The following is a 26,016-nucleotide window of genomic DNA, read 5'->3' as shown; positions in this document are numbered from 1 at the left end:
GTTTCAGGCGGGCCTTTGTGTTTTGCAGGCACCCACAACTGCAAGACGCAACGGCAATAGAGGGAGTCATTATTGCCAAACTACTTCTGGTGAGGCCGGCCAGGCCGGTGGAATCAGGGAACTTAAACCAGCCTCGGCAGAGGCTGCTCGAAGAGGTAGAAGAGATGTTGATGCAATCCTGGACCATGGAATGGTTTGCCTATCTTAACGCCATCATCCTCGCCTGGGCCGCGCTGGCCTACGGCTACCGGCAGTATGTGCGCAAAGACCACCGCCGTTGCTGAACGGCCGGGCCAACACACGTTAAAGGGAACTTGAGATGGAAAATTACCCGTGGTTGAACTGGGCCCTGCTATTGGGCTCGTTCGGAATATTGATCTTTATCGGCTATCTCTCCAGCCGGGTGGTGAAAGACAGCGACGAAACCGGCTTTCTGGTGGCCGGGCGCAGCCTGGGGCCCTTTGTGGGCGCCGGCACCATAGTGGCCACCGGCTTCAGCGGCTGGGGCTTTATGGGCTCGCCGGGGGTGGCCTACGAGTTCGGCTCCATCGAGGTGCTGGGCAACTTCTTCTTCGCCCCGGCCATGGTGATTGCCGTGCTCTACTTCGCCGGTTTTCTGCGCCGCCGGGCCGACGAGCTGGGCAGCTGCACCATTCCCGAATACGTGGCCCAGCTGCACGGCGGCGGCGCCCTGCTGGAGCGCTGGGTCAAGGGGGTGGCGGCGGCCATTACCATAGTGCTGCTGCTGGTGTTCCTCACCAGCCAGATCAAGGCGGTGGGGCTCTTGGGCGCCTCCTGGCTCGGCATAGGCTTAAGCGATAGCGCGCTGCTGATGATCTCGGTGATCATCCTCTACACCATGCTCGGCGGCCTGGCCGCGGTGGCCTGGACCGACACCCTGATGGTGGCGGGCATGGGCATCGGTGCCCTGGTGATGATGGTGCAGGTGTTCACCGACGTCAGCCCCATGGAAATGGTGGCGCGGCTCAACGCCATCGATCCCCAGCTGCTCAACCCCACCACCTCGGCGCCCTACGGCGAGAGCCGGGGCTCGGTGTTCCTGGTGCTGCCCTATGCCTTCTTGTTCACCGCCGTGCTGCCCTATATGGCGGTGCGTTTCCTGGCCTTCAAACCCACGGTGAAGATGCACCAGGTGGCCATTTGGGTGGCGCCCATGGGCTGCCTGCTCAGCCTGGTGCCCATCGTCGGCATCTATGTGCGGGTGGCGCACCCGGAGCTGGCCGAGCCGGATCAGGCCATGCCGGTGTATTTGGCCAACTTCCTGCACCCGGCCCTGGCGGGGGTGATCACCCTGTTCATCCTGTTCGCCATGAAATCCACCGCCAACTCGCTGCTGCACACCGTGTCCAGCGCCGCCTCCCACGACTTGCGCACCGCCCTGTTCCCGCACAGCCGGGCCTCGGGTGCCCGCATTTTGTGGATCAACCGCATCTGGGTGGCCATTCTCGGTTTGGTCGGCTTCCTGATGATGCTGTACGCGCCGCCTTTTATGCTGTCCTGGCTCGGCATCCTGGGCTCCGGCACCCTGCTGGCGGTGATGATAGGCCCGGTGTTTATCTCCGCCTTCTGGCAGGGCAACGGCTACGGCGCCCTGGCCGCCATGTTCACCGGCCTGGTCACCAGCGGCGGCTTCCTGCTGTTCACCAAGGTCGGCTGGGTGGAAGGTCCGCTCTACGGCTGCCTGGCCTCCGGCCTCACCTATGTGCTGGTGAGCAAGCTTACCTCGGGCCAGCGCGCACCGCGCCGCGCCACCGCCTGAACAGGGAAGGGGGAAGTCAATTTGGGCGCCGCAAGGCGCCCTTTTTCGGCTTTTACCCCGGCACGCAACGTTGTCACTCCCGCGCTTTCCCTGTCACTCCCGCGTTTTACTTCGTCACTCCCGCGCAGGCGGGAGTCCATGGGGGTCTGCAGACCCGGCGCTGTGGTTTGGGCAGCTGCCCCTTGCCCTGGATCCCCGCTTTCGCGGGGATGACGGCGTTGTTGGATGCTGCTGGCTTTTACCTTTGTGGGCAAGGCGGGGCCGGCCTGGGTATGGTCATTCTTACAACGAAAGGCCGATCATCAGGTAGATCAGGGTCGACAGCAAGGCGACCACCAGGGCATAGGGGATCTGGGTCTTGATATGATCGATATGGTCCGAGGCCGCGCCCGTCGATGCCAGGATGGAGGTGTCGGAGAGGGGGGAGCAGTGGTCGCCAAAAACGCCGCCGCCCGCTACCGCCGCCACGGTGGCGTAGACGAGGGGGGTTATTTCATTGGCGCTGAAGCTGAAGGCCAGGGGGGCGGCCAGGGGCATCATAATGGCGAAGGTGCCCCAGGAGGTGCCGGTCGAGAAGGCGATAATGGCGGCAATCAAAAAGGTCAGCATCGGCAGCAGGGCCGGGGTCAGCCAGGACTGGGTAGCTTCTATAATGAATTTCGCCGTGCCCATGTCCTTGGACAGCTGGTTCAGGGCATAGGAGAACGCCAGGATGATAATGGCCGGCATTACACCTTTCATGCCCGAGGTCGCCGTTTTCATAATATCGTTGAACGGAATGCCCTGGAGCCTCATCACGATGCCGGACACCACGGCGGCACACAAAAAGGCTTCCATGGTTTTTGCCGAGCCCATGCCGACAAAGGTGCCCACCGCCACGCCGATAACGATAAAGACCGGCAGGAAAAAGTTCAGCAGCAGCCCGGTACCGGCGCCTTCATGGGGCTTGATGTCGGTCAGCTCTTCTCCCATCAGCGGATCGGCGCCGTCCCGCAGTACCTTTCCCTGCTCCTGGGCCCTTTTTTCCGCGGCGCGCATGGGGCCGAAGTCCGGAACAATCTTGAGGATGACCAGCCCGACCATGGCCACGGCCAGCAAGGCATAGGTATTGAACGGAATGGAGTGCACAAAAACGCTCATCGCCTGCTCGGCATTTTCAATGGGGCCTATGCCGATCAGCAGCCCGGCAATAAACACCGCCCAGCCGGTAATGGGCACCAGTACGCTCACCGGGGCGGAGGTCGAGTCGGCAATATAGGCCAGCTTTTCGCGCGACACCCGGAATTTATCGGTTAAGCCCCGAATGGTGGAGCCGACGAACAGGGGGCTGAAGTAGTCGCTGAAGAACACGAACATGCCCATAAACCAGCCGACCAGCTGCACTTTTACCCGGGTCAGGGCTTTCTTTTCTACCCAGAGGGTAAAGTTGCGTATCGCCCCCGTGCGCTGGAAGAAGGCGATGACCACGCCGATAAACAGCTCCAGCAGCAGTATCCAGGAGAAGCTGGTGCTGCCCAGCGAGTTTTTCAGCAGGGTAGGGAAGCCCAACAGGCCGCTGCCCATGGCCAATACCCCCACAAAGCAGGCCACCGCCAGGGAGAAAACCGTATTCCGGGTAATAAAGGCCAAAATGATGGCGATGGTTGCCGGCAGTATCGAAATGGCTCCCAGGTGTTCCATGTTGTCCATAGCAAAGTATCCTTGTTTATCCTGTGAAAAGGTCCTGGAGCCGGTTTACGATCGTAAACCGGCTCTTATCTTTCGTCTTTCGCGCGGTGTTTTTCCCAGTTTGAAACGAGCTGGAAGCCAAGGCGGCGCACCGGTTGCGGCGGCATCCAACTGGCCTGCCCGAACAGCCGGGCAATGTCCGGAACGGCTTCCCCCAGGGCCTGTTTGGCCAGCAGCTCTCCCAACAGGGTGCCCTTGACCACGCCGCCGCCATTGCAGCCGGCCGCCACATGGAGCCGCGGGCCTATTTCTCCCCATAGCGGCGCGCCGTTGTGGGTAAAGCCGGTCGTTCCGCCCCACACATGGGTAAGCGGCAGGGCCAGATCCGGGTAGCGCCGCTGCAGGCTTGCCTGCAGTTTCAGGGCAACGGCGTCGTTGTCCGACTCCTGCTCGAAGCTGTATTCGGAGCGGATCAGCAAGCGCCGGTCCGCGGTGGTGCGCAAGGTACAGCCCAGCCGATGGGCGGGTAGCAGTCCCCAGCAGCCGGCGCCAAGGCGCTGCCAGACGGCATCCGGCAGGGGGGCGGTGAGGGCGGCGTAGGTATAGATCACGCTCAACCGGGCGGGATCGGCCCCCAGGTGGCGTGAAAAGGCGTTGTTGGCCAGGATGACATGCCGCGCCTGTACTTCTCCCCGGGGAGTGGTCACTCGCCAATGTTGATGGTCGTGGGCAAGGGTGGTCACCGGGCTGTGTTCAAACAGGGAGATGTTCCCGGGCCGGTTGTCCACCAGCCCCCGGATCAGGGCGGCCGGCTGCACCAGGGTGCAGTCGGGCGAGTACAGGCCGGCCCGGTAATACGCCGAGCCCGTCCGTTCGGCCAACTGGGCGCGCGACAGCTCCTCGAATTCCAGGCCGGCCGCCTGCAAAAAGGTCCGGTAGGCGGTCAGTGATTTCATGCCGGCGTCACCCGCCGCGGCGCGGTAGGTGCCCGACTGCCGCCACTGGCAGTCGATGGCGTGCTCTTCAATAAAGTGCTTCAGCCGGGAAACGGTGGCCTTACTGAGCCGGTTGATTTCCCCCATCCGGAGCAGTTGATCCGTCGCCGCATCATTGGCGAGGGCAATTTCAAGCAAAAAGCCGGAGTTCCTGCCCGGGCTGCCTTCGCCGACACCGGACGCATCCAGCAGATAAACGGATTGATCCGGCCGTTGCCGGGCCCAATATCGGGCCGCCGCCATCCCGGTAAAACCGGCGCCAATCACGACGACATCGGCCCGGTGGCTCTCCTCGAGGGCGGGCGCGGGCTCCCGTTTGGCCAGCAGGTCGTTCCAGCCGCAGCTACGTTGGTAGCCCGGATAGGTGTGGTGTTGGGGCATAACCGTCATTCCTCCAGGCTGATGAGTCCGCGCGCTTGTTGAACCATGGTGGCGATTTCGTTTTTCATGGCGCCGATAACCTGCTCCTGGTGTTGCGGGGTTTTTCGTGACTTCAGCATGGAGCAACTGAGGGCGCCCATGGGGTGGCCGCTATGGTCGATGATGGGCAGGGCCAGGCCGGTATATTCGGGCAGCCCCGAACTCTCTACCCCGCGGGCGAAGCCTTGCGTTCTCAGGTGCTCTATCTCGGCCAGGATGTCACGGGTGTCGATGGCATATTCCCGTGCCAGCCTGGGGGCATTGTGCTCAAGGATATGCTCGCACTCGGTGGTATTCAGATCCGCCAACAGGGCGATGGAGGCCTGGCCGACGCCCAACGGCATGCGCCCACCAATGCTGCGCGCAAAGCTGGCAACGGGGTACCGGCCATGCTGGACCTCGAGGCAAATGGCGTAATAGCCGTCCCGGATAAACAGAAAGAAGCTGTCGCCAAGCTGTTCGGCCAGGCGCAGCAGGCAGGGCCGGGCGAGTTCCCGCAGGCCGCTGCCGTTGCCGGCTTTCGAACCCAGCACCAGCAACTCATAGCCCAGGTAATAGCGGCCCCGCTCCTGCCCCGGACGCAGAAAACCTTCCTGCCGCAGGCCCTGCAAGAGGCGATAGACGGTGGTGCGGCTGAGCTCGGTCTGGCACAAAAAATCGTCTACGGTGGCGCCCCGGTACCCGCTCTCGGCAACAATGCGCAGCAATGTCATGGCCCGGGCCAGGGTTTGCGGGCCCAGGCTCTGTGGTCTGGCAGATGACGGAGGCGTTTGCATAGGGATACCTGTGGTGGTTTTAACAGAATCATAACGAGACGGCCGACTTTAATCGTCCCGATATATGGGAAAATGGGCCGCAGCCATACAATACCCGGCCTGGAACAGAAGGCCCTTCGTAGACGCGCATGTATTTACGTGGCGAACAGCGCCGGCCTTTACATGGCCGGCAGGCTCCCGCGACTGACATCGCGGCTAGGGTCGCTCCCCATGAGTTGGTCACTCCCGCGAAGGCGGGAGCCCAGGCGCGTCTGCAGATCCGGCGCCGCAGCCCGGGCCGGTGCAACCTGCCCTGGATCCCCGCCTTCGCGGGGAAGACGGCAAATCCAATTTTCATAGAGGGCGGGGGAGCCGGCAGCAGGCAAGGGAAATGGGTGAATGGTAGACGCGAATTTATTCGCGTGGCCGAGTCAAAGCCTAATACCCTGCCATTTGCCATCGGAAAACCAGTCGGCCAGGTGGTCGATCAGGGCGCGCACCGCGGGGGAGAGGTGTTTACGCGAGGGGTAGAGGGCGTAAATATCCATCACCTTGGGTTGCCACTCGGGCAGCAGCTGCACCAGCTCGCCGCGGGCCAGGGCGCCGTGGGCCAGGTAAGCGGGCTGCAGGCTGACTCCCATGTCCAGGAGGGCCGCGCTGAGCAGGGTGGTGGCTTCGTTCGCCGTCAGCCGGCAATTCACCTCTACCGACTCGTGCCGGTCATCGCGGCTTAAATGCCAGATATGGCGCTCGAAGTTCTTGTAGCCCAGGCACCGGTGCCGGGTCAGATCGGCGGGCTGGGTGATGTCCGGCGAGCCGTTGAGGTAACGCTGGGTGGCCACCAGCACCGACTCGCAGCGGCCGATGGGCTTGCCGATAAGCGACGGATCCGGGTCGGCGGCGATACGAATGGCCAGGTCGATGCGCTCCGCCACCAGATCGGCCGCCCTGTCCTGCACCTCTATGTCGATATCCACCCGGGGGTAGCGTTCCATAAAGGCTTTCACCGCGGGAATGAGCTGCGCAAAGCCGAAGGACATACTGGCCGCCACCCGGATTTTCCCCGCCGGCTCGTCCCGCCCCGTCAACTGGTACTGCAAGCCCTCGGCCTGCTCGACCCAGGCCTGCACCTGCGGCAGGCACTGTTCACCGGCGGAGGTGAGTGACACCCTGCGCGTGGTGCGGTTGAGCAAGCGGGCACCGAGCCAGCTTTCCATGGCGTCGATATAGCGCGTTACCATGGGGCGCGACATCTCCAGCCGCTCGGCGGTGGCGGTAAAGCTGTGGGTGGCGGCCACATCGACCAGCACCCTGGCGGCGATTAAACGATCCATTACATGCTCGATTGAAGAAACAATGATGTTAGTTTTTAGCCGTATATCCGAACAAGTTCAAGCCGTAAACTGCTCCCCATACAACGAACCCATTCGGAGCAACCAAGATGAAAACATTCACCACCCTCGCCACCAGCCTGCTGCTTTCCGGCGCGGCCATGGCGGCGCAACCCTTAACACTGGAGCTGTACAACGCCGACGGCAACAGTTTCCACGTCAACTCCACCCTGGTGTACGGCGACACCGAGGCCATGGTGGTCGATACCGGTTTCACCCGGGCGGACGCGCTGCGCATCGCCGCCAGGGTGCTGGACTCGGGCAAGCAGCTCAAGACCATCTTTATCAGCCAGGCGGATCCGGACTACTACTTCGGCGCCGAGGTGTTGCAGCAGCTGTTCCCCCAGGCGGAGCTGGTCGCCACGCCGGCGGTGCGTGACGCCATCGCCTCGAAACTGGAAGGAAAACTGGCGTTCTGGGCGCCTCAAATGGGCGACAACGCGCCGGTCAAGCCGGTGCTGCCCACGGCCTACAACGGCAACAGCCTGAGCATCGACGGCCAGACCATCGAGATCCGCGGTACCGACGGCGTTCTGAGCCATCGTCCTTACCTGTGGATCCCGGCCAACAAGGCCATACTGGGCAATGTGGCGGTATACGGCAATCTCCATCTCTGGATGGCCGATGCCCAAAGCGATGAAGAGCGTGCCGCCTGGGCCGGGCAACTGGACGACATGGCGGCCCTCGAGCCCGAGGTGGTGATCCCCGGCCATATGCTGCCGGGCACCCAAACCGACGCTTCCGCCATCGCCTTTTCGCAACGCTACCTGGCGGATTTTGCCCAAGCGAAGGCGGAGAGTGAAAACAGCGCGCAGCTTATCGACGCCCTGGGCCGGGCCTACCCCGAGGCGGGCCTGCCCATGGCGCTGGAAATCGGGGCAAAAGTCCATATGGGAGAAATGAAATGGTAACGGCGCACTATATTTTCGACCCCGTGTGCGGCTGGTGCTACGGCGCCGGCTCCCTTATCGGGCAACTGAGCCGGATGGTGGGAGTGCAGCTGGCGCTGCACCCCGGCGGCATGATGCGCAAAACCGCGATCGATGCCGGTTTTCGCCGGCATATTCTCGAAGCCGATCAGCGCATCGAGGCGCAGACGGGGCAGGTTTTCGGGGCGCCCTACCTGGAGCTTGTTGCCAGCGGCGCGACCCTGGTGCTGGACTCCTATATCACCGCCCAGGCCGTGATCGCCGCCGGGCATTTGGGGCTGGCGGAGGTGGAGATGTTGCACCGCATCCAGCAGGCCCATTACCAGGCGGGGTTGCCGGTGTATCGGACGGAGACCCTGTCCGCCCTGGCCGGCCAGCTCGGCATTGCCCCCGAGGCCTGGGCCCGGGCCATGAGTCAGGCGGGCGAGGAGGTGGAAGCTGCAGTGCGGCACAGCCGCCAACTGATGGAGCAGTTCGGCCTGGGCGGTTTTCCGTCGATGCTGATGGAAAGGGAAGGGCAGTGGCAGGCCGTCGGCCTGAGCCGGTTTTATGGCCGCCCGGACGAATGGCGGTCTTTCTGGCAACAGCAGTTGGCCTGACGGCGGGAGCCCGGGCGTGTCTGCAGCCCCGGCGCCGTGGTTTGGGCCGGTGCCCTTTGCCCTGGATCCCCCCCTTCGCGGGGATGACGAGGGAGGCGCGGGGATGACGGGAAGGTGTCACTCCCGCGCTTTACTTCGTCACTCCCGCGCAGGCGGGAGTCCATGGTTGTCTGCCGACTCGGCGCCGTGGTTTGGGCCGGTGTCCCTTGCCCTGGATCCCCGCCTTCGCGGGGATGACGAGGGAGACGCGGGGATGACGGGAGGGTGTCACTCCCGCGCTTTACTTCGTCACTCCCGCGCAGGCGGGAGTCCATGGGTGTCTGCAGACCCGGCGCCGTGGTTTGGGCCGGTGCCCTTGCCCTGGATCCCCGCCTTCGCGGGGATGACGAGGGAGGCGCGGGGATGACGAGGGAGGCGCGGGGATGACGGGAGGGTGTCACTCCCGCGCTTTACTTCGTCACTCCCGCGCAGGCGGGAGTCCATGGTTGTCTGCAGCCCCGGTGCCGTGGTTTGGGCCGGTGTCCCTTGCCCTGGATCCCCGCCTTTTACTTCGTTACTCCCGCGCAGGCGGGAGTCCATGGTTGTCTGCCGACCCGGTGCCGTGGTTTGGGCCGGTGTCCCTTGCCCTGGATCCCCGCCTTTTACTTCGTCACCCCGCGCAGGCGGGAGTCCATGGGGGTCTGCGGACCCGGCGCCGTGGTTTGGGCCGGTGTCCTTTGCCCTGGATCCCCGCCTTTTACTTCGTCACTCCCGCGCAGGCGGGAGTCCATGGTTGTCTGCGGACCCGGTGCCGTGGTTTGGGCCGGTGTCCCTCGCCCTGGATCCCCGCCTTCGCGGGGATGACGAGGGAGGCGCGGGGATGACGGGAGGGCGTCACTCCCGCGCTTTACTTCGTCACTCCCGCCTTTTACTTCGTCACTCCCGCGCAGGCGGGAGTCCATGGGTGTCTGCAGCCCCGGCGCCGTGGTTTGGGCCGGTGCCCTTGCCCTGGATCCCCGCCTTCGCGGGGATGACGAGGGAGGCGCGGGGATGACGGGAAGGTGTCACTCCCGCGCTTTACTTCGTCACTCCCGCGCAGGCGGGAGTCCATGGTTGTCTGCCGACCCGACGCCGTGGTTTGGGCCGGTGTCCTTTGCCCTGGATCCCCGCCTTCGCGGGGATGACGAGGGAGGCGCGGGGATGACGGGAGGGTGTCACTCCCGCGCTTTACTTCGTCACTCCCGCGCAGGCGGGAGTCCATGGTTGTCTGCCGACCCGGCGCCGTGGTTTGGGCCGGTGCCCTTTGCCCTGGATCCCCGCCTTCGCGGGGATGACGAGGGAGGCGCGGGGATGACTAGGGAGGCGAGGGGATGACGGGCAGGCGTCAGGGCGGGGACTGCCGCGCTTATTCGCCGCTGGGTTTCTTGCGCCGCATGGGCGCCATGCCGTCGTCGGAGCCCAGGCCCGGCCCGGTGAAGCGGTCGGCCCGGCTGTGCGCCGGCTTGGCGGGTTTCTTCACCGGCGTACGCTGGGGCTTGCCCTTGGCGGCTGGCTTGGGCCCGGCCTTAATGAGGGGCTTGGCCGCCCGGGGCTTGATGCCCCTGAACTTGCCTTCCAGCCCCTCGATGCTGGCAAAGGCGATGTCCTGCTGCAGAAAGCGTTCAATCCGCTTGAAGGCGTCCCAGTCCTTGGGGCCCACCAGCGATACCGCCGCACCGCTGGCGCCGGCGCGCCCGGTGCGGCCGATGCGGTGCACGTATTCTTCCGCCTGCCGGGGCAGGTCGAAGTTCACCACCAGCGACACCTGCAGCAGGTCCAGCCCGCGCGAGGCCAGATCCGTGGTGATCAGCAGCCGTTGCTGACCCCGGCTGAAGCTTTCCATCATGCGGTTGCGCTCGGCCTGGCTCATGTCGCCGTGCAGCGCGGCGGCGGCCTGCCCCTGCTCCTGCAGCAGGGCCGCCAGCCGTTCGGTATCGGCGCGGGTGGCGGTGAAGACGATGGCCTGCTGGTAGTCTTCATGGCCGAGCAGGTGCATCAGCAGCGCCTGCTTGTGGTCCAGGTGGTCGCACAGCATGAAACGCTGTTCAATATCCTGGTGCTCGGCGTTGGCGGCCCCCACGGCTACCCGCTTGGGCGCCTTGAGCAGGAGTGCGGCCATGTCGTTCGCCTCGGCGTGATCCAGGGTGGCGGAAAACATCAGGGTCTGGCGGCGGCGGTGGTCGGCGGCCTGGTGGATCTGCTCCAGCTGGGGCGCGAAACCCAGGTCCAGCATGCGGTCGGCTTCATCCAGGATCAGCAGCTCCAGGCCGTTCAGCAGTAGCGAACGGGCCTCCAGGTGGTTGGCCAGCCGGCCCGGTGTGGCCACGATCACGTCCGGCGACTTGCGCAGCGCCTTGAGCTGATCGTTGAAGTTTTCTCCCCCCAATAACAGGGCGATGTTGAGCCCGCTGCCGCTGGTGAGCGAGCGCAACTGGCTGAACACCTGCCTGGCCAGCTCCCGGGTGGGGGCCAGGATCAGGGCACGCGGATCCCGCTTGCTCAGCGCCTTGGTTTTCAGCAGCCGGTGCAGGGCCGGCAGCAGAAAGGCCAGGGTCTTGCCGGAGCCGGTTTGGGACGAGGCCATCAGATCATGGCCGGCCAGCACCACAGGAATGGCGTTTTCCTGGATCTCGGTGGGGGTGTCCAGGCCTAAGTGGGCCAGGGCCTTGAGAAGACGGGAGTCCAGTCCAAAATCGTTGAAATGTGGGGATTGTTGCGCCAAGTCACTGCTCCGGGAGTAGGGAAGTCGGCCGACCCGGACAGGGCCACCGCAGAAAAAGGAGACGTATTGTAGCGAAACTCGGGGCGGATGTAATGATCTGGCGTTATTCGGGGCGATATCGGCCGGAACCGGGCGGGAGCCCGGGTTTTTCTGCAGCCGCACAGGAGGATGGGTCAGCGCCTCGAATTCGGTGGAGCTTTTGGCTAACATCGGAGTCATTGTGCGCCACGGAGGCCTCGCTATGCCCATGCCGTTTGAGCCCCAGTCAGGCAGCGGCCTGACCCGGGAACTGATTGAAGTGCTGTTTCCCATGTTCGAGCAGGCCAGCGCCGGTGCCATTGCCGTGGACCGGGAAGGGCGTATCAGCTGGATCAACGCCCGCTATGCCAACCTGCTCGGCATTGCCGATGCCCACACCGTTATCGGCCGGCCGGTGCGTTCGGTGATCCCCCACAGCCGGATGCCGGAAGTGGTGGAAACCGGCCGGCCGCTGCTGCTCGACATCATGGAATACCAGAGCCAGCAGCTGGTGGTGACCCGGCTGCCGTTCTTCGACGAGCAGGGGCGGGTGAGTGGGGCCGTGGCCTTCGTGTTGTTCGACGATCTGCAGCCGCTGACGCCCCTGGTCAGCAAATACCGCCGCCTGCACCAGGATCTGCTGGCGGCCAAGCGCGCCCTGGCCAAGCGCCGCCGCGGCACTCGTTACCAGTTGGGTGACTTCGTCGGGGCCAGCCCGGCGGCGCTGGAGGTCAAGCGCCGGGCCCGGCTGGCGGCGGGGCGCGACATTCCGGTGCTGTTGCTGGGCGAAACCGGCACCGGCAAGGAAGTGCTGGCCCAGGCCATCCATTCGCTCTCGGCCCGGGCCGAGGGGCCCTTCGTGGGGGTGAACCTGGCCGCGATTCCGGAAAACCTGCTCGAGGCCGAATTCTTCGGGGTGGCGCCGGGGGCCTATACCGGCGCCGAGCGGCGCATGCGCGAGGGCAAGTTCCAGCTGGCCCACGGCGGCACCCTGTTCCTGGACGAGGTGGGCGACATGCCCCAGGGGCTGCAGGCCAAGCTGCTGCGCGCGCTGCAGGAACGGGAGATAGAGCCGCTGGGTTCCAACCAGGTGGTGCCGGTGGACGTGCGGGTGCTGGCCGCCACCAGCCGGGATCTGGCCGCCATGGTGGCCGAGGGCAGCTTCCGTTCCGATCTTTACTACCGGCTGAACGTGCTGGAAATTCCCATTCCGCCGCTGCGCGCGCGGCTGGCGGATCTGGGGATTTTGTGCGAGGCCCTGCTGGAAGACATCTGCATCGGCCAGGAGCGGGTCGAGATCACCGCCGCGGCGGTGGCCGAGCTGGGCCGCCACCCCTGGCCGGGCAATATCCGCGAGCTGCGCAATGTGCTGGAACGGGCCTTCACCATGAGCGAGGGCGCCGAGGTGCTGGAGGTGGACACCCTGCACCGGGTGTTGCCGGCTACGTCGGCGCAGCCGCAAGCGGAGCAAACCGGCGCCGAACCCGGGGTGGCGGAGCCCGAACCCAGACCCCTGGCCGAGGTGCTGGCCCGCGCCGAGGCCGAGGCCATTCACGCCGCCCTGGCCCGCTGCAAGGGCAACCGCAGCCAGGCGGCCCGGCTGCTGGGGGTGTCCCGCTCCGTGTTCTACGAGAAGCTGGCCCGCCATTCCTGAATTCCGGACGGTTGTCCGGAATTCAGGACGCTTCAAATGACCCTTACCTTCCCATCTGTCCTGATTTCAGGACGGGTTGACCCCTCCGACGCGGGCGCATTTCTGTAAACCGTTGTTTCACATAAAATTTACATATTTGGCACATTTCATGTATTTAATGAGATGAACGTCATCATACCCGGTTGAGTCACTGCCGGGCCCAAGGATTGAACCAAGCAGAAGGAATAATCCATGTCGATCAAGAACATGTTGTCCCGCTTTACCCAGGGTATGGCCACCGCCGTGCTGTGCGCCGGTGTCATAAGCGCGCCGGCCGCCGCCGTGGAAAAGGTGCGCTGGCAGGTGCCTCTGGCCTTTCCTTCCCACCTGGTGGGGCTGACCACGCCGGTCAAGCACCTGTCCGAATCGCTGGCGGCCATTTCGGGCGGCGACGTGCAGCTGCGCTACTACGAGCCGGGCGAGCTGGTGCCGCCCTTCGAGATCATGGACGCGGTGGGCTCGGGCAAGTACCCGGCGGGCTACACCTGGGTCGGCTACGACCAGGGCACCATTGCCGCCCTGCCGCTCTATTCGGGCGCGCCCTTCAACATGGAGCCGCCGGCCTACCTGGCCTGGTATTACGAAGGCGACGGCAAGGCCCTGCTGGAGGAGATCTACGCCGAGCGCAACATCCACCCCATGCTGTGCAGCATCATCGGGCCGGAAGGGGCCGGCTGGTTCAAGCAGCAGATTGCGAGCCTGGATGATTTCAAGGGCCTGCGCATTCGCTTCGCCGGCATCGGCGGCAAGGTGCTGGAACAACTGGGGGCCTCGGTCACCATGGTGCCGGGAGCGGAGATCTTCCAGTCGCTGGAGCGCAACACCATCGACGCCACCGAGTTCTCCCAGCCGGCCATCGACAAGATGCTGGGCCTGGATCAGATAGTGAAGAACTACATCATGCCCGGCTGGCACCAAACCCTGACCACCTCGCACCTGCTGGTCAACAAGGACGTCTGGAACGGCCTCGAGCCCCAGACCCGGGCGCTGATCGAGATGGGCTGCGAGTCCGCCACCCTCAAGGGCTTCGCCCAGAGCGAGTGGGCCCAGCCCACGGCGCTGCGCGACTACGAGAAGGAAGGGGTGAAGGCCCAGGTGCTGCCCGAACCGGTGCTGCGCGAGCTGGAAAAAGTCACTGCCCAGGTGATGGACGACATCGCCGCCGAGGACGAGATGTTCAACCGGGTGCTGACCAGCCAGCGCGATTTCATGAAACACCACGCTATCTGGCACGGCAAGGGCTACCTGCCGCGCGACTTCTACCAGTACGACTAAGGCCGTGCACGGCGGCGGGCACCCTGGTGCCCGCCTCATCCTTACCTGTGTAACGAGGTAGCTATGTCTCAACCCAATGAATCCGGCACCGATCTGCCCAGCAACCGGATCTCGTGCCGGCTCGACGCCCTGGTGGCGGCCGTGGGCCGGCTCAGCTCCTGGCTCTGGCTGGCGGTGCTGGCGGTGGTGCTGGCCAACGTGTTCAGCCGCTTCGTGCTGTCGGCGGGCTCCATCGCCCTGGAGGAGCTGTCCTGGCACCTGTTCGGCATCGCCATGATGCTGACCCTGGGGTTTGCGGTGGTACGCGACGACCACGTGCGGGTAGATGTGCTGCGGGAGAAGTTTTCCCTGCGCACCCGCGCCATCATCGAGCTGGCGGGCATCACGCTGCTGGCGCTGCCGGTCATCCTGCTGATGATCGAGGTGCTGATCCCCTATGCCTACAAGGCCTATATCTACGGCGAGCGCTCCCAGGCCCCGAGCGGCCTGCCCTATCGCTTTATCTTCAAGAGCGCCCTGCCGCTGGGCCTGGTGCTGGTGGCCATCGCCCTGTTTTCCCGCGGGTTGCGCTGCATGACGCTGCTGTTCGACTTTCCCCGGGCCCGCGCGGGTGTACCGGCCCCACGCCGGGGCGGGGCCCTGCTGCCGGACATGGAGAAATAAGTCATGGAACTGGAAACCTTACTGGTGGTGGCCATGTTCGGCGCCTTTATGGTGCTGTTGCTGCTGGGCTTTCCGGTGGCCTGGGTGCTGGCGGGCACCGGCTTGCTGTTCGCCCTGCTGGGCTGGGTGCTGGTGGAGCAGTTCGATGCCAACCTCTGGTTTACCTGGAACGGCACCATGGGGGTGCTGGACGCCCGCATCTTCGGCATCGTGGCCAACGAGCTGATGGTGGCGCTGCCGCTGTTCATCTTCATGGGCATCATGCTCGACCGCTCCGGCATCGCCGAGCGGCTGATGCACAGCCTGGTGCGGGTGCTGGGGCCGCTGCGCGGCGGCTACGCCGTTACCGTGGTGATCGTGGGGGTGCTGCTGGCGGCCTCCACCGGCATCGTCGGCGCCTCGGTGGTGCTGCTCGGCATGCTGTCGCTCGGGCCCATGATGCAGGCCAACTACAACAAGAGCCTGGCGGTGGGCACCGCCTGCTCGGTGGGCACCCTCGGCATCCTGGTGCCGCCCAGCATCATGCTGGTGCTGATGGCGGACCGGCTGGGCACGCCCTCGGCATCGGTGGGCAAGCTGTTTATGGGCGCGCTGATCCCCGGGTTGATGCTGGGGATCATGTACGTGCTCTACATCCTGCTGCTGGCCTGGTGCGACAAGGAGGCGGCGCCGGCGCCCGAACGGGGCGAGCGCATGGACCTTGGCGCCTGGTGGGATGTGGTATGCGCCGTGGTGCCGCCGCTGGTGCTGATCGTGGCGGTGCTGGGCTCCATCTTCCTCGGCATCGCCACCACCACCGAGGCCTCGGCGGTGGGCGCCGCCGGCGCCCTGCTGATGGCTCGGCTGAGCCGGCGGCTGAACATGGAGGTTCTGAAGGAGTCCCTGTACCAGACCAGCCGCACCACCGCCTTTATTTTCGGCATCTTTATCGGCGCCACCGTGTTCGCCGCCGTGCTGCGCGGCCTGGGCGGCGACGACGTCATCCGCCAGGCCATTACCGGGCTGCCGTTCGGCACCACCGGCATACTGCTGACCATACTGTTCATCACCTTTTTACTGGGGTTCTTCCTCGACTGGGTGGAGATCACCCTGATCATCCTGCCGCTGGTGGCGCCGGTGGTGTTTTCGCTGGGGGTGGAGCCGGTGTGGTTTGCGGTGCTGTTCGCGCTGTGCCTGCAAACCTCCTTCCTGACCCCGCCGGTGGGCTTTGCGCTGTTCTACATCAAGGGGGTGTGCCCGCCGGGCATTACCACCCGCCATATCTACTGGGGCGTGCTGCCCTTCATCTGCCTGCAACTGCTGGGGCTGGCGCTGGTGTTCTGGTTCGAGCCGCTGGCGACCTGGCTGCCCGAGCGTATCTACGGCGGCCGTTGAATCACGGAAGTGGTGCTTAACAAGGAGAAACAACCATGCGTCTTAACAACAAAGTGGCGCTGATCACCGGCGCCGGCCAGGGCATAGGGCGGGCCATCGCCGAGCACTATGCCCGGGAGGGTGCCCGGGTGGCGGTGGCCGATCTGGAGCTGGGCCGGGCCGAGCAGGTGGCCCTGGCCATAGTGGCGGCGGGCGGCAACGCCATCGCCTTAGGCATGGACGTAACCGACGAGCAGGCGGTGGAGCAGGGCGTGGCCCGGCTGGTGCGCCACTGGGGCCGGCTGGACATCGCCCTGGCCAACGCCGGCATCCAGCACATAGACCCGTTGCACCGGCTCGCTTACGCGGACTGGAGCCGGGTGCTGAAGGTGCATCTTGACGGTGCCTTCCTGGTGACCCGGGCCGCGCTGCAACAGATGTACGCCAACGGCGGCGGCACCATGCTGTACATGGGCTCGGTGCACTCTCTCGAAGCCTCGCCGCTCAAGGCGGCCTATGTGGCGGCCAAGCACGGCATGCTCGGCCTGTGCCGGGCGGTGGCCAAGGAAGGTGCCGAGCACGGGGTGCGCAGCAACATCATCTGCCCGGGCTTCGTGCGCACGCCGCTGGTGGAGCGCCAGATCCCCGAGCAGGCCCGGGAGCTGGGCCTGAGCGAGGAAGAGGTGGTGCGCGGGGTGATGCTCAAGAACACGGTGGACGGCGAGTTCACCACCCTGGAAGACGTGGCCGAACTGGCGGTGCACCTGGCGGCCTTTCCCTCGGCGGCGCTCACTGGTCAGTCGGTGGTGGTCAGCCACGGCTGGCACATGCAATAGGAGGCGACCCCATGCAACAGCACGACATCCTCTGGACCCCGACCCCCGCCCTGCGTGAACACAGCCAACTGGCCCGCTACCTGGCCTGGCTCGAGGCGCGGGGCCTGGGTACCTTCGCCGACTACCAGGCCCTGCATCGCTGGTCGATCACCGAGCTCGAGCCCTTCTGGCAGTCGGTGTGGGACTTCTGCGGGCTGCGCTGCGTGGTGCCCGCCGAGCGGGTGCTGGGCCGGCGGGAGATGCCGGGCGCCGAGTGGTTTTCCGGCATGCGGCTGAACTTCGCCGCCAACCTGCTGCGCCATGGTGAAGGCGAGGGGGCGAGCCGGGAGGCGGTGGTCTGCCACCGCGAAACCGGCCCCGAGGCCCGCTACAGCTACGGCCAATTGCGGCGGGACGTGGGTGCCCTGGAGGCTTTTTTCCGCAGTCGGGGCATCGGTTGCGGCGACCGGGTGGCGGGGGTGGTGACCAACGGCTACGAGGCGCTGGTGGCCATGCTGGCGGCCACCAGCATGGGGGCGGTGTGGAGCTCGGCCTCGCCCGACTTCGGCGCCGGCGCCATCCTGGATCGCTTCGGCCAGATAGCCCCCTCGGCGCTGGTGCTGGTCAACGGCTACGGTTACGGCGGCAAGCGTTTCGACCGGCGCGGGGAGTTCGCGGCGATGGTGTCGGCCCTGCCCGGGCTGCGCTGCGTGGTCAGCATCCGCCAACTGCCGGAGCTGGGCCATGTCGAGGCGGAAGGGGTGACCGGCTGGGACCAGGCCCTGGCCCAGGGGGAGGGGAACGCGCCTTCCTTCACGCCGCTGCCGGCGGATCATCCGGTGTACATCCTCTATTCCTCCGGCACCACCGGCAAGCCCAAGTGCATCGTGCACGGGGCCGCCGGCATCCTGGTCAACCACGCCAAGGAGCTGATCCTGCACGGCGACCTGGCCTGCGGCGACCGCTTTATGTACTTCACCACCTGCGGCTGGATGATGTGGAACTGGCAGGCCTCGGCCCTGCTCGCCGGGGCGACGGTGATCACGGTGGACGGCTCACCCGGTCATCCGGACCTGCACCGGCTGTGGGCGTTGGCGGAGCAGGAGCGGGTCACCCATTTCGGCACCAGCGCGCGCTTTATCGCCGGCTGCCGCAAGGAAGGGCTGGCGCCGGGCCAACGCTTTGGGTTGGAGCGGCTGCGGCTGCTGTTCTCCACCGGCTCGCCCCTGCTGCCGGAAGACTACGACTGGGTCTACCGGGCCCTGCCCGGCCAACTGCTGCTGGGCTCCATCGCCGGCGGCACCGACATCTGCGGCTGCTTCGTGGGTGTCTGCCCGCTGCTGCCGGTGCGTCGGGGCGAGATCCAGTGCCGCCTGCTGGGGGTGGATGCGGTGGCGATGGATGAACGGGGAGGCGTCACGGACGGCCGTGGCGAGCTGGTATGCCGCCAGCCGTTGCCGTCCATGCCGGTGGCCTTCTGGCAGGACGACGACGGCCGGCGCTACCGGGCCGCCTATTTCGAGACCTTTGCCGGAGTCTGGGCCCACGGTGACTTCGTGGCCTTTACCGAGTCGGGCGGCGCCGTCATTTACGGCCGCTCCGACGCCACCCTGAATCCGGGCGGGGTGCGCATCGGCACCGCCGAGATCTACCGGCAGGTGGAGCAGGAGCCCGGGGTGCGCGACTGCCTGGTGGTGGGCCGCCAGGTGGACGGCGATGTGGAAGTGGTGCTGCTGGTGGTGCCCGCGGATGCCGGCGGACTGGACGAGGCCCGGCGCCAGGCCCTGTGCCGGCGCATCCGCACCGGCGCCAGCCCGCGCCATGTGCCGCGCCACATCATAGCGGTGCCGGACATTCCCTATACCCGCAGCGGCAAGAAGGTGGAGCTGGCGGTGGCCCGGCTGCTGAACGGCGCCGCCCGCGCCGACAACCACGACGCCTTGGCCAACCCCCGGGCGCTGGAGCAGATCCGCGACTGCCTGGCACAGGTCGGCCTGCTCCCAGCACCGGGCTGAGTCGCGGACTTTTCGCCCTAGGGCGGCACTCCCGTCCCGCGCCTTACTCCGTCACTCCCGCGCCTTACTCCGTCACTCCCGCGCAGGCGGGAGTCCAGTCGCGTCTGCAACTTCGCGCACCCGCTACAACCGGTGCAAGGCATTCCTCAGATAATCCAGCAGCATGCGGCTGGCGGCGTTCAGCTCGTTGCCGTTGTAGCAAAAGCCCACCGACACGCTGCCCAGGGCCGGGCAGGGGGCGTATTCGGGGGAATACTCCAAATCGTCCGGCACCGTGCTCTTGGCCAGCACGCTGATGCCCAGCCCCGCCTTGATGGCGGCGTGGATGCCGAGCAGGCTGGAGGTGCTGTACACGATGCGCCAGGGCAGGCTGGCCTGGGTGAGGGCGTTGATGATCGACTTGCGGTACAAACAGCCCTTGGGGTAGAGGATCAGCGGCAGCGGCGCCCCCGGCTCCAGCATCAGGTTGCTGCTGCGCACCCACACCAGGGGGTCGAGGATAAAGTCGGTCAGGCGCGGATGGGACTGGTTGCTTTCCTCTATCGCCATCACCAGATCGTAGGCGCCCTTCTTGTAGTCGTGCAGCAGGTTGGCGCTGATGTCGCTGCTCACGTCCAGGGTCACATTGGGATAGGACTGGGAAAAGCGCCCCAGGGTGGTGGCGAGGAAGGACACCTCGAAATCGTTGGGAATGCCCAGCCGCACCGAGCCGCTCACCTTGGGCGAGCCCAGGCGGGAGACGAGGGCGTCGTTCAACTCCAGCATCTTGCGGGCATAGCTCATCAGCATCTGCCCTTCCTCGGTGAGCCGCAGGCCCTGGCCGCGGTCGAACAGCTTCACACCCAGCAGCTCTTCCAGCCGCTTTACCTGCAGGCTCACCGCCGGCTGGGAGCGGCCCAGCAGCTCACCCGCCTGGGTAAAGCCCCCCAGCTGGTTGATGGTGACAAAGGTGCGCAGCAAATCCGTGGGCAGGTTCTTCATCCTGAACGCTCAGCATATTCAAAGCTAATGATTTACTCATTGTCATTAACTTGGGCAATGAAAGCCAGCGCCGAGGCGCAGATATGCCGGGTACCACCCTGGGCGGCGTTACCCGCCCGGGCTCTTCTGCTCTTCCCGCCGCCGCTGCCGGTACAGGGCCCAGCCCGCGACCATGCCGCACCATATTATCGCGGCGAGGCCGGGCAAGGATCGGGAGCCCATCGTAGACGCGCATCTATTCGCGGGGGCGAAAAACGGGGGCCGCCGGCGGGGTCTGCGGGGCCGGCATGACATCCAGCTCCACCCGGCCTCCCGCTTCAGTAAGCGGGTCCAGAATATCCCCGAGCGAGAGCAGCTCATCAAGATGGCAGACACCGGGCATGGGGGGGCTCTCGGCCAGCTTTGCCACCGCGAGGGCGGCGACGAGTGCGGTGATGTCGGCTTCTTTCCTTCCCTGGTAGCGGGCCTGGGCGATATGGGGGCGCCGGTCTTTGATTCCCGTTACCTTAACGACGAGCTCGGCGTGGTCGGAGCCGATCCGGACGTACGTCATGAGGCGTGCCAGCCGACGGCGCCACTGCTCTCGCCCGGCGAGCAGGGGGGCGAAGCGGAAGGCGAGCCGCGCCAGGAATGACGGGTCGAGGGACAGGAAAGTCTCGGCGGGAACGCCGAGCGTCTTGGCCACCGCATACTGATCGGCGAAGGGAAAGGGCCAGGCTGGCCGCGGGGGATGGTCCGGGGCGAAGGTGATGGAACGAGGCGGCGCGGCATGGGTGGCTTCCTTTAATACCCAGTCGATGGCTGCGACTCCATGGGCGTCACCCATGCCCAGCCGTACCCCTATGTGCACGGCGGTTGCCTGCTCGAGCCGGGAGGCGCAGGCGCGGGCCAGGAGGTTGGTCAGCCCCGGCGCGAAGCCGACGGACAGCACCGCCACGGCGCCGGTTTGCCGTGCCACTTGATCCAGTGCTTCGATGGCGCGCAGGGTGGCGATATCGGCGGTGATGTCCAGGTATCGCTTGCCTTCGGCCAGCACGCGGCGTGCGAAATCACCGCTTGTTTGATCCATGGTGACGACGACCACGTCGGCAGAGGCAAGGGGAAGATCCCAACTGTCGGGGTCGGCAAGGTCGAGCCGTACCGAGGCTACCCCCACCATCCGCACCTTTTCCGGGGCTCGCCCGGCGAGGGTGAGGTCCCACTTGCCCCACTGCTGCAAATACCGGGCGATTCGTCTGCCCACATGGCCGTAGCCACCCACGATAAGAATACGTTGGCACCTGCCCGGAACCGTGTCCGGCATCCTTATTTCACCTGGCTGGGTTGTGTACATCATGGCTGGTATCGGTCGGTTTGAAGCGTATAGCGTCGCGCCTCCGCCGTCAGGCCCAGGATAAATATCAACAGGCGTGTTTCGTCCATTGCAAGGTTCCTTTTCTTCTTTGGAATGGTGACGGTGTCACCGGTATCATCCCCGACCGGGTGAACCGGGCAGAGCTTCAGTCCCGGGGGACTCCCCGTTCTTGTCCGTTTCTTCTTCCCGCCGCAGCTGCCGGTACAGGGCCCAGCCCGCCACCATGCCGCACAGCGCCAGGCCGTACCAGATAGCGGCGGGCGGGGTCGCCGCCGCGTCCCCCAGCAGGGCGCCGATCAGTACGTTGCCGAGCAGGGCCACGCAGCCGCCGAGGCTGGAGTAAAAGCCGTAATAGCCGCCCAGCGGCCGGTTGCCGGCGTAGTGGGGCAGGTGGGCGGCAAAGAGCGGAAAGCAGAGGATGGAGCCCAGCGACAGGCAGGCGGCCTGCATCAGGCTGGCGGCCACCGGCCAAGGCTGCAGCCAGGGCAGGGCGAGGTAGCTGGCGCCCATCAGCCCCAGGCCCAACCCCATGCCCCGGGCCACGCCCAGGTACCGCTGCACCAGCTGGCTGGCGGGCAGCTGCAGCACTACCCCGATGATGGCGGTGAGGGTGAACACGCCGCTCAGCAACCCGGTGGCCTGCTGCTGGCTGTTGATGTAGGCGGGCACGGCCAGGTACAGCTGGTGGAACAGCAACTGGTAGGCGGCGGCCAGCAGGGTAAAGCGCAGGAACAGCCGGTTGCCAACCAGATCCCGCCATTGCTCGCGCCAGACGGGCGGTCGCTCCCGGACATGGCGGGGGCTGGGGGGCAGCAGCCGCCACTGCAGGCCGGTCAGCAGCAGGAAGATGCCACCGGACACCAGGCCGGTCACCACAAAGTCGATGTCGGTGAGCAGCATGCCGGCCAGGGGGCCCAGCAGCAGCCCGAGCTGGCTGGCCAGGTTGTGCAGGGCAAAGGCCTGCTGGCGCTGGCGGCCGTCCAGGCATTCCGACGCCAGGTAGGCCTGGGCGCAGGGGGTGAAGAGGGCGCCGGCAAAGCCGGTGAGGAAGGCGGCCAGCAACAGCAGCGGCAGATCCCCGGCCCAGCCGAGCAGGGCAAAGCCCAGGCTGCGGACCAGGCAGCCCAGCACGATGGCGGGCCGGTAGCCCAGCCGGTCGCCCAGGGCACCGCCCAGCAGGAACAGGCCCTGCTGGCTGAATACCCGCATGCCCATCACCAGGCCGCTGGCCCAGCCGGTCAGCCCCAGGGTGCCGCCCAGGTGAAAGGCCAGGTAGGGCAGGGTCATGTAGAAGGCGAGGTTGAAGAACAGGCCGTTGCACACCAGCAGGCGGGCCGCCGGGCTCAGCATCCGCCAGCTCTGGCGGTAGTGGGTCATGGTCACGTTATGGTCCGTGCGGTGCCCTTCGGGCACCGGAATTGGGGTTGCATGTTGATCCCTGGGTTCAGGTTTGGTCCGGCGCCGGCCACCATGAAGCCCCGCCTTCGCGGAGGAGACGAACTCGGGTCTGGCGTGGCAACTCCGTCGCCCTTAACCGGCCGCCAGGGCAAAGGTGCGGCCCTGGCTGGCGATATCGTCCACGATCACATGGCCGAAGCCGCGGGAGCAGGACTCTACCCGCGCCTCCACCTGATAGGTGTTGCGCAGCAGCGCCGGGGTGACGATGTCGGCGGTGGGGCCGCAGGCCACCTGGCGGCCGCCGGCGATCACCAGCGCCTGATCGCAAAAGCGCAGCACATGGTTGAGATCGTGCAGCGTCACCAGCACCAGCATGCCCTTTTCCCGCGCCAGGTCTTTCATGTGGCCGAGCACCTCCACCTGACGCGACAGATCCAGCGCCGAGGTGGGTTCGTCCATCAGTACGATGTCCGGCTCGCGCACCAGCACCTGGGCCAGGCTGACCAACTGGCGCTGGCCGCCCGAGAGCTCGCCGAGGTGGCGAAAGGCGAGGGCGGTAATGCCGAGCGCCGCCAGGGTATGGTCGATGCGGGTCAGCTCGGCCTCGCTCACGCTCCAGCCGCCGCCCTGCTTGCAGGCCAGCAGCACCGACTCGTACACGCTGAGCGCGGCACTGGCGGCGCTGTCCTGCGGCATGTAACAGAGGCCGCCGCCCCCGGGCCGCAGGCCCTCCACATGCACCCGGCCGGGGCCGTCGATCAGGCCGCTGATGCGCTTGAACAGGGTGGACTTGCCGGCGGCGTTGGGGCCGATGATGGCCACCACTTCGCCCGCCTTGAAGGTGGGGGTGGAAATACCTTGCAGCAGCAGCTGTTTGCCGTAACGGGCACCGAGTGCCTCGAGCCGGATGCTTACCATGAGCGCCTCGTCTGGGACAGGATAAGGGAAACGAAGAAGGGTATGCCGATCAGCGAGGTGACTACACCGATGGGGAAGATGGTGCCGCTGATCAGCGACTTGCTTACCACCGAGCTGACCGAGAGGATCAGCGCCCCGGCCAGGGCCGAGGCCGGCAGGAAGAAGCGTTGATCCTCGCCGATGATCATGCGCGCGATATGGGGGCCGACCAGGCCGATAAAGCCGATGGTGCCGACGAAGGACACCGGAATGGCCGCCAGCAGGCTCACCAGCAGCAGGGTCTCCAGCCGCAGCCGGCCGACCCTGACGCCGAAGCTCGCTGCCTTGTCTTCTCCCAGACGCAGGGCGGTCAGGGCCCAGGCGCGGCGGACGAACACCGGCAGCACCAGCACCAGCGCCAGGGTGGTGATGGCCAGCTTCGGCCAGGTGGCCTTGCTGAGGCTGCCCATGGTCCAGAACACCACCGCCGACAGGGCTTCGGCCGAGGCGAAAAACTGCACCAGCGCCAGCAGGGCGTTGAAGGTGAACACCAGGGCGATGCCGAGCAGCACTATGCTGTTGACCGTCATGCCGCGCCGGGCGCTGAGCAGGTGGATGAGTAGGGCCGCCAGCATGGCCATAACGAAGGCGTTGAGCGGCACCATCCAGGCGATGGCCGCCGGGATAAAGGCCACCCCGAAGGCCAGGGCCAGGGCCGCGCCGAAGCTGGCGGCGGCGGAAATACCCAGGGTAAAGGGGCTGGCCAGCGGGTTGTTGAGGATGGTCTGCATCTGGGCGCCGGCCACCGCCAGGGCCGCGCCCACTACCACCGCCATCAGCGCGATCGGCATGCGGATTTCCCACAGCACCACCCGCACCTGCAGCGGCACCGAGTCGGGCAGGAACAGCGCCCGCACCACCTCGCCCAGCTCGTAGCGGGCCGGGCCCAGGGCCAGATCGGCACACAGGCTGAGCAGCAACGCGGCGGTCAGTCCCAGCAGGGTCAGTTGCCGTCGCCAGACGATGGCCTTGTAGCGGCCGCGCCCGGCAGGCGCGGCTTGCGTTGGTGTCATGGTGTTAGTCTGCATCGGTCAGCGACACCCAATAGCCGGGACGGTACTCGACGGGCAGGAAGCGCTGGTGCAGCTCCTTGAAGGTGGCTTCCGGGTCGAGTTCGGTGAACAGTTCGGGATGCAGCCACTTGGCCATCTGCTGGATGCCGACGAACTGGTAGGGGCTGTTGTAGAACTGGTGCCAGATGGCGTGCATCTGCTTGTTTTGCACCGCCTCGATGCCGGTCATGGCCGGGCGGTGGGTCAGCGCCTCGAGCTTGCGCCGGGCCTCGGCTTCGTCCTGGCCCGGGCCCACGCCCACCCAGGCGCCGCCGGGCACATAGGCTTCCCACATGCCGCCGGTCACGATGACATGGTCGGGGTTGGAGGCGATGATCTGCTCCGGGTTGAGGTTGCCGAAGGTGGCGGGGATGATGTTTTTGGCGATGTTCTCACCGCCGGCCAGTTCCACGAACTTGCCGAAGTTGTCGTCGCCGAAGCTCATGCAGCACTCTTCCGAGTAGCCGCCGGCCCGGTCGATGAACACCTGGGGTCGAGTGGGCTTCTGCTGCTCGAGCACGTCCGTCACCCTGGCGATTTCGGCGGCGCGCCAGGCGATGAATTCCTCGGCCTTGTCCTCCTTGCCGAACAGCTGGCCATAAAGGCGCATGCTGGGCTCGGTGTTGATGAAGGGGTGCTCGCGAAAATCCACGTACACCAGGGGAATGCCGGCGGCGGCCAGTTTCTCGATGTACTTGGCGTCTTCGGTGGCCTGCTTGGACTCGATGTTCATGATGATGACGTCGGGCTTGAGCGACACCGCCTGCTCCACGTCGAAGGTGCCGTCCTTGAAGCCGCCGAAGGTGGGGATCTTGGCCATCTCGGGGAATTTTTCCAGGTAGGCGGCGTAGTTGTCCGGATCGGCGCTATTGAAGTCTTCACGCCAGCCGACGATACGCTGGAAGGGGTTGTCCTGGTCGAGCACGGCGGTGAGGTAAACCTGCCGACCTTCGCCCAGGATGATGCGTTGCACCGGCACCTCGACCTCTACCTGACGGTTGGCGATGTCGGTGATGGTGATGGTTTCGGCGTTCAGGGCCAGCGACCAGAGGGCGGCCACCGCGCCGGCCAGAAATGTGCTGCGATGCATGATGCTGTTCTCACTTAATTACCAGGATGGCGAGTGATATTACAAACAATTCTTATTTTGTAAATGGTTGCGTCA

20 protein-coding genes are annotated in these 26,016 nt (G+C 65.7%); 9 read left to right on the top strand and 11 right to left on the bottom strand.

What is annotated here, in order from left to right; translation table 11 throughout:
- Positions 1-319: 319 nt before the first annotated feature.
- A complete protein-coding gene (locus tag ACEVBK_RS12355; protein ID WP_375055244.1) occupies positions 320-1,780 on the top strand; it encodes a sodium:solute symporter in 1,461 nt (486 codons plus the stop codon).
- A 282-nt stretch (positions 1,781-2,062) separates the two neighbouring features.
- Here ACEVBK_RS12355 and ACEVBK_RS12350 read toward each other — a convergent pair whose 3' ends face one another.
- The 4 genes from ACEVBK_RS12350 to ACEVBK_RS12335 all read right to left on the bottom strand — a co-directional run bounded on the left by ACEVBK_RS12350 (position 2,063) and on the right by ACEVBK_RS12335 (position 6,952).
- Entirely contained in the window at positions 2,063-3,469 is a 1,407-nt protein-coding gene (locus tag ACEVBK_RS12350; protein WP_375055243.1) for a Na+/H+ antiporter NhaC family protein, read from the bottom strand.
- Between the two features lie 65 nt (positions 3,470-3,534).
- Complete coding sequence (locus ACEVBK_RS12345) at positions 3,535-4,824, bottom strand: NAD(P)/FAD-dependent oxidoreductase (RefSeq protein WP_375055242.1); 1,290 nt, start codon at positions 4,822-4,824, stop codon at positions 3,535-3,537.
- 5 nt (positions 4,825-4,829) lie between these two features.
- Positions 4,830-5,639 carry an IclR family transcriptional regulator gene (locus ACEVBK_RS12340; protein WP_375055241.1) on the bottom strand — a complete coding sequence of 270 codons (810 nt, stop codon included), beginning with the start codon at positions 5,637-5,639 and terminating at the stop codon, positions 4,830-4,832.
- 410 nt (positions 5,640-6,049) lie between these two features.
- Positions 6,050-6,952: a LysR family transcriptional regulator gene (locus ACEVBK_RS12335; RefSeq protein WP_375055240.1), complete on the bottom strand. Its 903-nt coding sequence runs from the start codon at positions 6,950-6,952 to the stop codon at positions 6,050-6,052.
- Between the two features lie 107 nt (positions 6,953-7,059).
- Between ACEVBK_RS12335 and ACEVBK_RS12330 the strand changes: the two genes are divergently transcribed.
- Complete coding sequence (locus ACEVBK_RS12330; RefSeq protein WP_375055239.1) at positions 7,060-7,920, top strand: MBL fold metallo-hydrolase; 861 nt, start codon at positions 7,060-7,062, stop codon at positions 7,918-7,920.
- On the top strand, positions 7,914-8,537 hold the full coding sequence (locus ACEVBK_RS12325) for a DsbA family protein (RefSeq protein WP_375055238.1): 624 nt from the start codon (positions 7,914-7,916) through the stop codon (positions 8,535-8,537). The genes ACEVBK_RS12330 and ACEVBK_RS12325 overlap by 7 nt, the downstream gene beginning before the upstream one ends.
- 1,384 nt (positions 8,538-9,921) lie before the next feature.
- On the opposite strand, the gene ACEVBK_RS12320 is transcribed toward ACEVBK_RS12325, so the two are convergent.
- Positions 9,922-11,277: a DEAD/DEAH box helicase gene (locus ACEVBK_RS12320; RefSeq protein ID WP_375055237.1), complete on the bottom strand. Its 1,356-nt coding sequence runs from the start codon at positions 11,275-11,277 to the stop codon at positions 9,922-9,924.
- Positions 11,278-11,518: 241 nt separating this feature from the next.
- On the opposite strand from ACEVBK_RS12320, the gene ACEVBK_RS12315 reads away from it, so the two are divergent.
- From ACEVBK_RS12315 to ACEVBK_RS12290, 6 genes are all read left to right on the top strand, one after another.
- A complete protein-coding gene (locus tag ACEVBK_RS12315) occupies positions 11,519-12,949 on the top strand; it encodes a sigma-54 interaction domain-containing protein (RefSeq protein WP_375055236.1) in 1,431 nt (476 codons plus the stop codon).
- A 231-nt stretch (positions 12,950-13,180) separates the two neighbouring features.
- Positions 13,181-14,263: a TRAP transporter substrate-binding protein gene (locus ACEVBK_RS12310; protein ID WP_375055235.1), complete on the top strand. Its 1,083-nt coding sequence runs from the start codon at positions 13,181-13,183 to the stop codon at positions 14,261-14,263.
- Between the two features lie 63 nt (positions 14,264-14,326).
- Positions 14,327-14,926: a TRAP transporter small permease subunit gene (locus ACEVBK_RS12305; RefSeq protein ID WP_375055234.1), complete on the top strand. Its 600-nt coding sequence runs from the start codon at positions 14,327-14,329 to the stop codon at positions 14,924-14,926.
- Between the two features lie 3 nt (positions 14,927-14,929).
- Positions 14,930-16,300: a TRAP transporter large permease subunit gene (locus ACEVBK_RS12300; RefSeq protein WP_375055233.1), complete on the top strand. Its 1,371-nt coding sequence runs from the start codon at positions 14,930-14,932 to the stop codon at positions 16,298-16,300.
- 35 nt (positions 16,301-16,335) lie between these two features.
- Positions 16,336-17,115 carry a 3-hydroxybutyrate dehydrogenase gene (locus ACEVBK_RS12295; RefSeq protein WP_375055232.1) on the top strand — a complete coding sequence of 260 codons (780 nt, stop codon included), beginning with the start codon at positions 16,336-16,338 and terminating at the stop codon, positions 17,113-17,115.
- A gap of 11 nt (positions 17,116-17,126) precedes the next feature.
- The gene (locus ACEVBK_RS12290) at positions 17,127-19,109 is read left to right on the top strand and encodes an acetoacetate--CoA ligase (RefSeq protein WP_375055231.1); all 1,983 of its coding nucleotides are present in this window, start codon (positions 17,127-17,129) and stop codon (positions 19,107-19,109) included.
- A gap of 123 nt (positions 19,110-19,232) precedes the next feature.
- Here the strand turns inward: ACEVBK_RS12290 and ACEVBK_RS12285 are convergent, their stop codons facing one another.
- From ACEVBK_RS12285 to ACEVBK_RS12260, 6 genes are all read right to left on the bottom strand, one after another.
- Positions 19,233-20,090, bottom strand: a complete 858-nt coding sequence (locus tag ACEVBK_RS12285; protein WP_375055230.1) for a LysR substrate-binding domain-containing protein — start codon at positions 20,088-20,090, stop codon at positions 19,233-19,235.
- 235 nt (positions 20,091-20,325) lie between these two features.
- Positions 20,326-21,393, bottom strand: coding sequence for a saccharopine dehydrogenase NADP-binding domain-containing protein (locus tag ACEVBK_RS12280; protein WP_375055229.1), 1,068 nt, complete (start codon positions 21,391-21,393; stop codon positions 20,326-20,328).
- 165 nt (positions 21,394-21,558) lie between these two features.
- Entirely contained in the window at positions 21,559-22,821 is a 1,263-nt protein-coding gene (locus tag ACEVBK_RS12275) for an MFS transporter (protein WP_375058561.1), read from the bottom strand.
- Positions 22,822-22,974: 153 nt separating this feature from the next.
- On the bottom strand, positions 22,975-23,760 hold the full coding sequence (locus ACEVBK_RS12270; RefSeq protein WP_375055228.1) for an ABC transporter ATP-binding protein: 786 nt from the start codon (positions 23,758-23,760) through the stop codon (positions 22,975-22,977).
- Complete coding sequence (locus ACEVBK_RS12265; RefSeq protein ID WP_375055227.1) at positions 23,754-24,812, bottom strand: FecCD family ABC transporter permease; 1,059 nt, start codon at positions 24,810-24,812, stop codon at positions 23,754-23,756. Before ACEVBK_RS12265 ends, ACEVBK_RS12270 begins: the two co-directional genes overlap by 7 nt.
- Positions 24,813-24,816: 4 nt before the next feature.
- A complete protein-coding gene (locus tag ACEVBK_RS12260; protein ID WP_375055226.1) occupies positions 24,817-25,941 on the bottom strand; it encodes an ABC transporter substrate-binding protein in 1,125 nt (374 codons plus the stop codon).
- Positions 25,942-26,016 lie beyond the last annotated feature (75 nt).

The organism is Zobellella sp. DQSA1, from assembly GCF_041950555.1.
Lineage (GTDB): Bacteria > Pseudomonadota > Gammaproteobacteria > Enterobacterales > Aeromonadaceae > Oceanimonas.
This window is presented reverse-complemented; position numbering and strand designations above follow the sequence as displayed.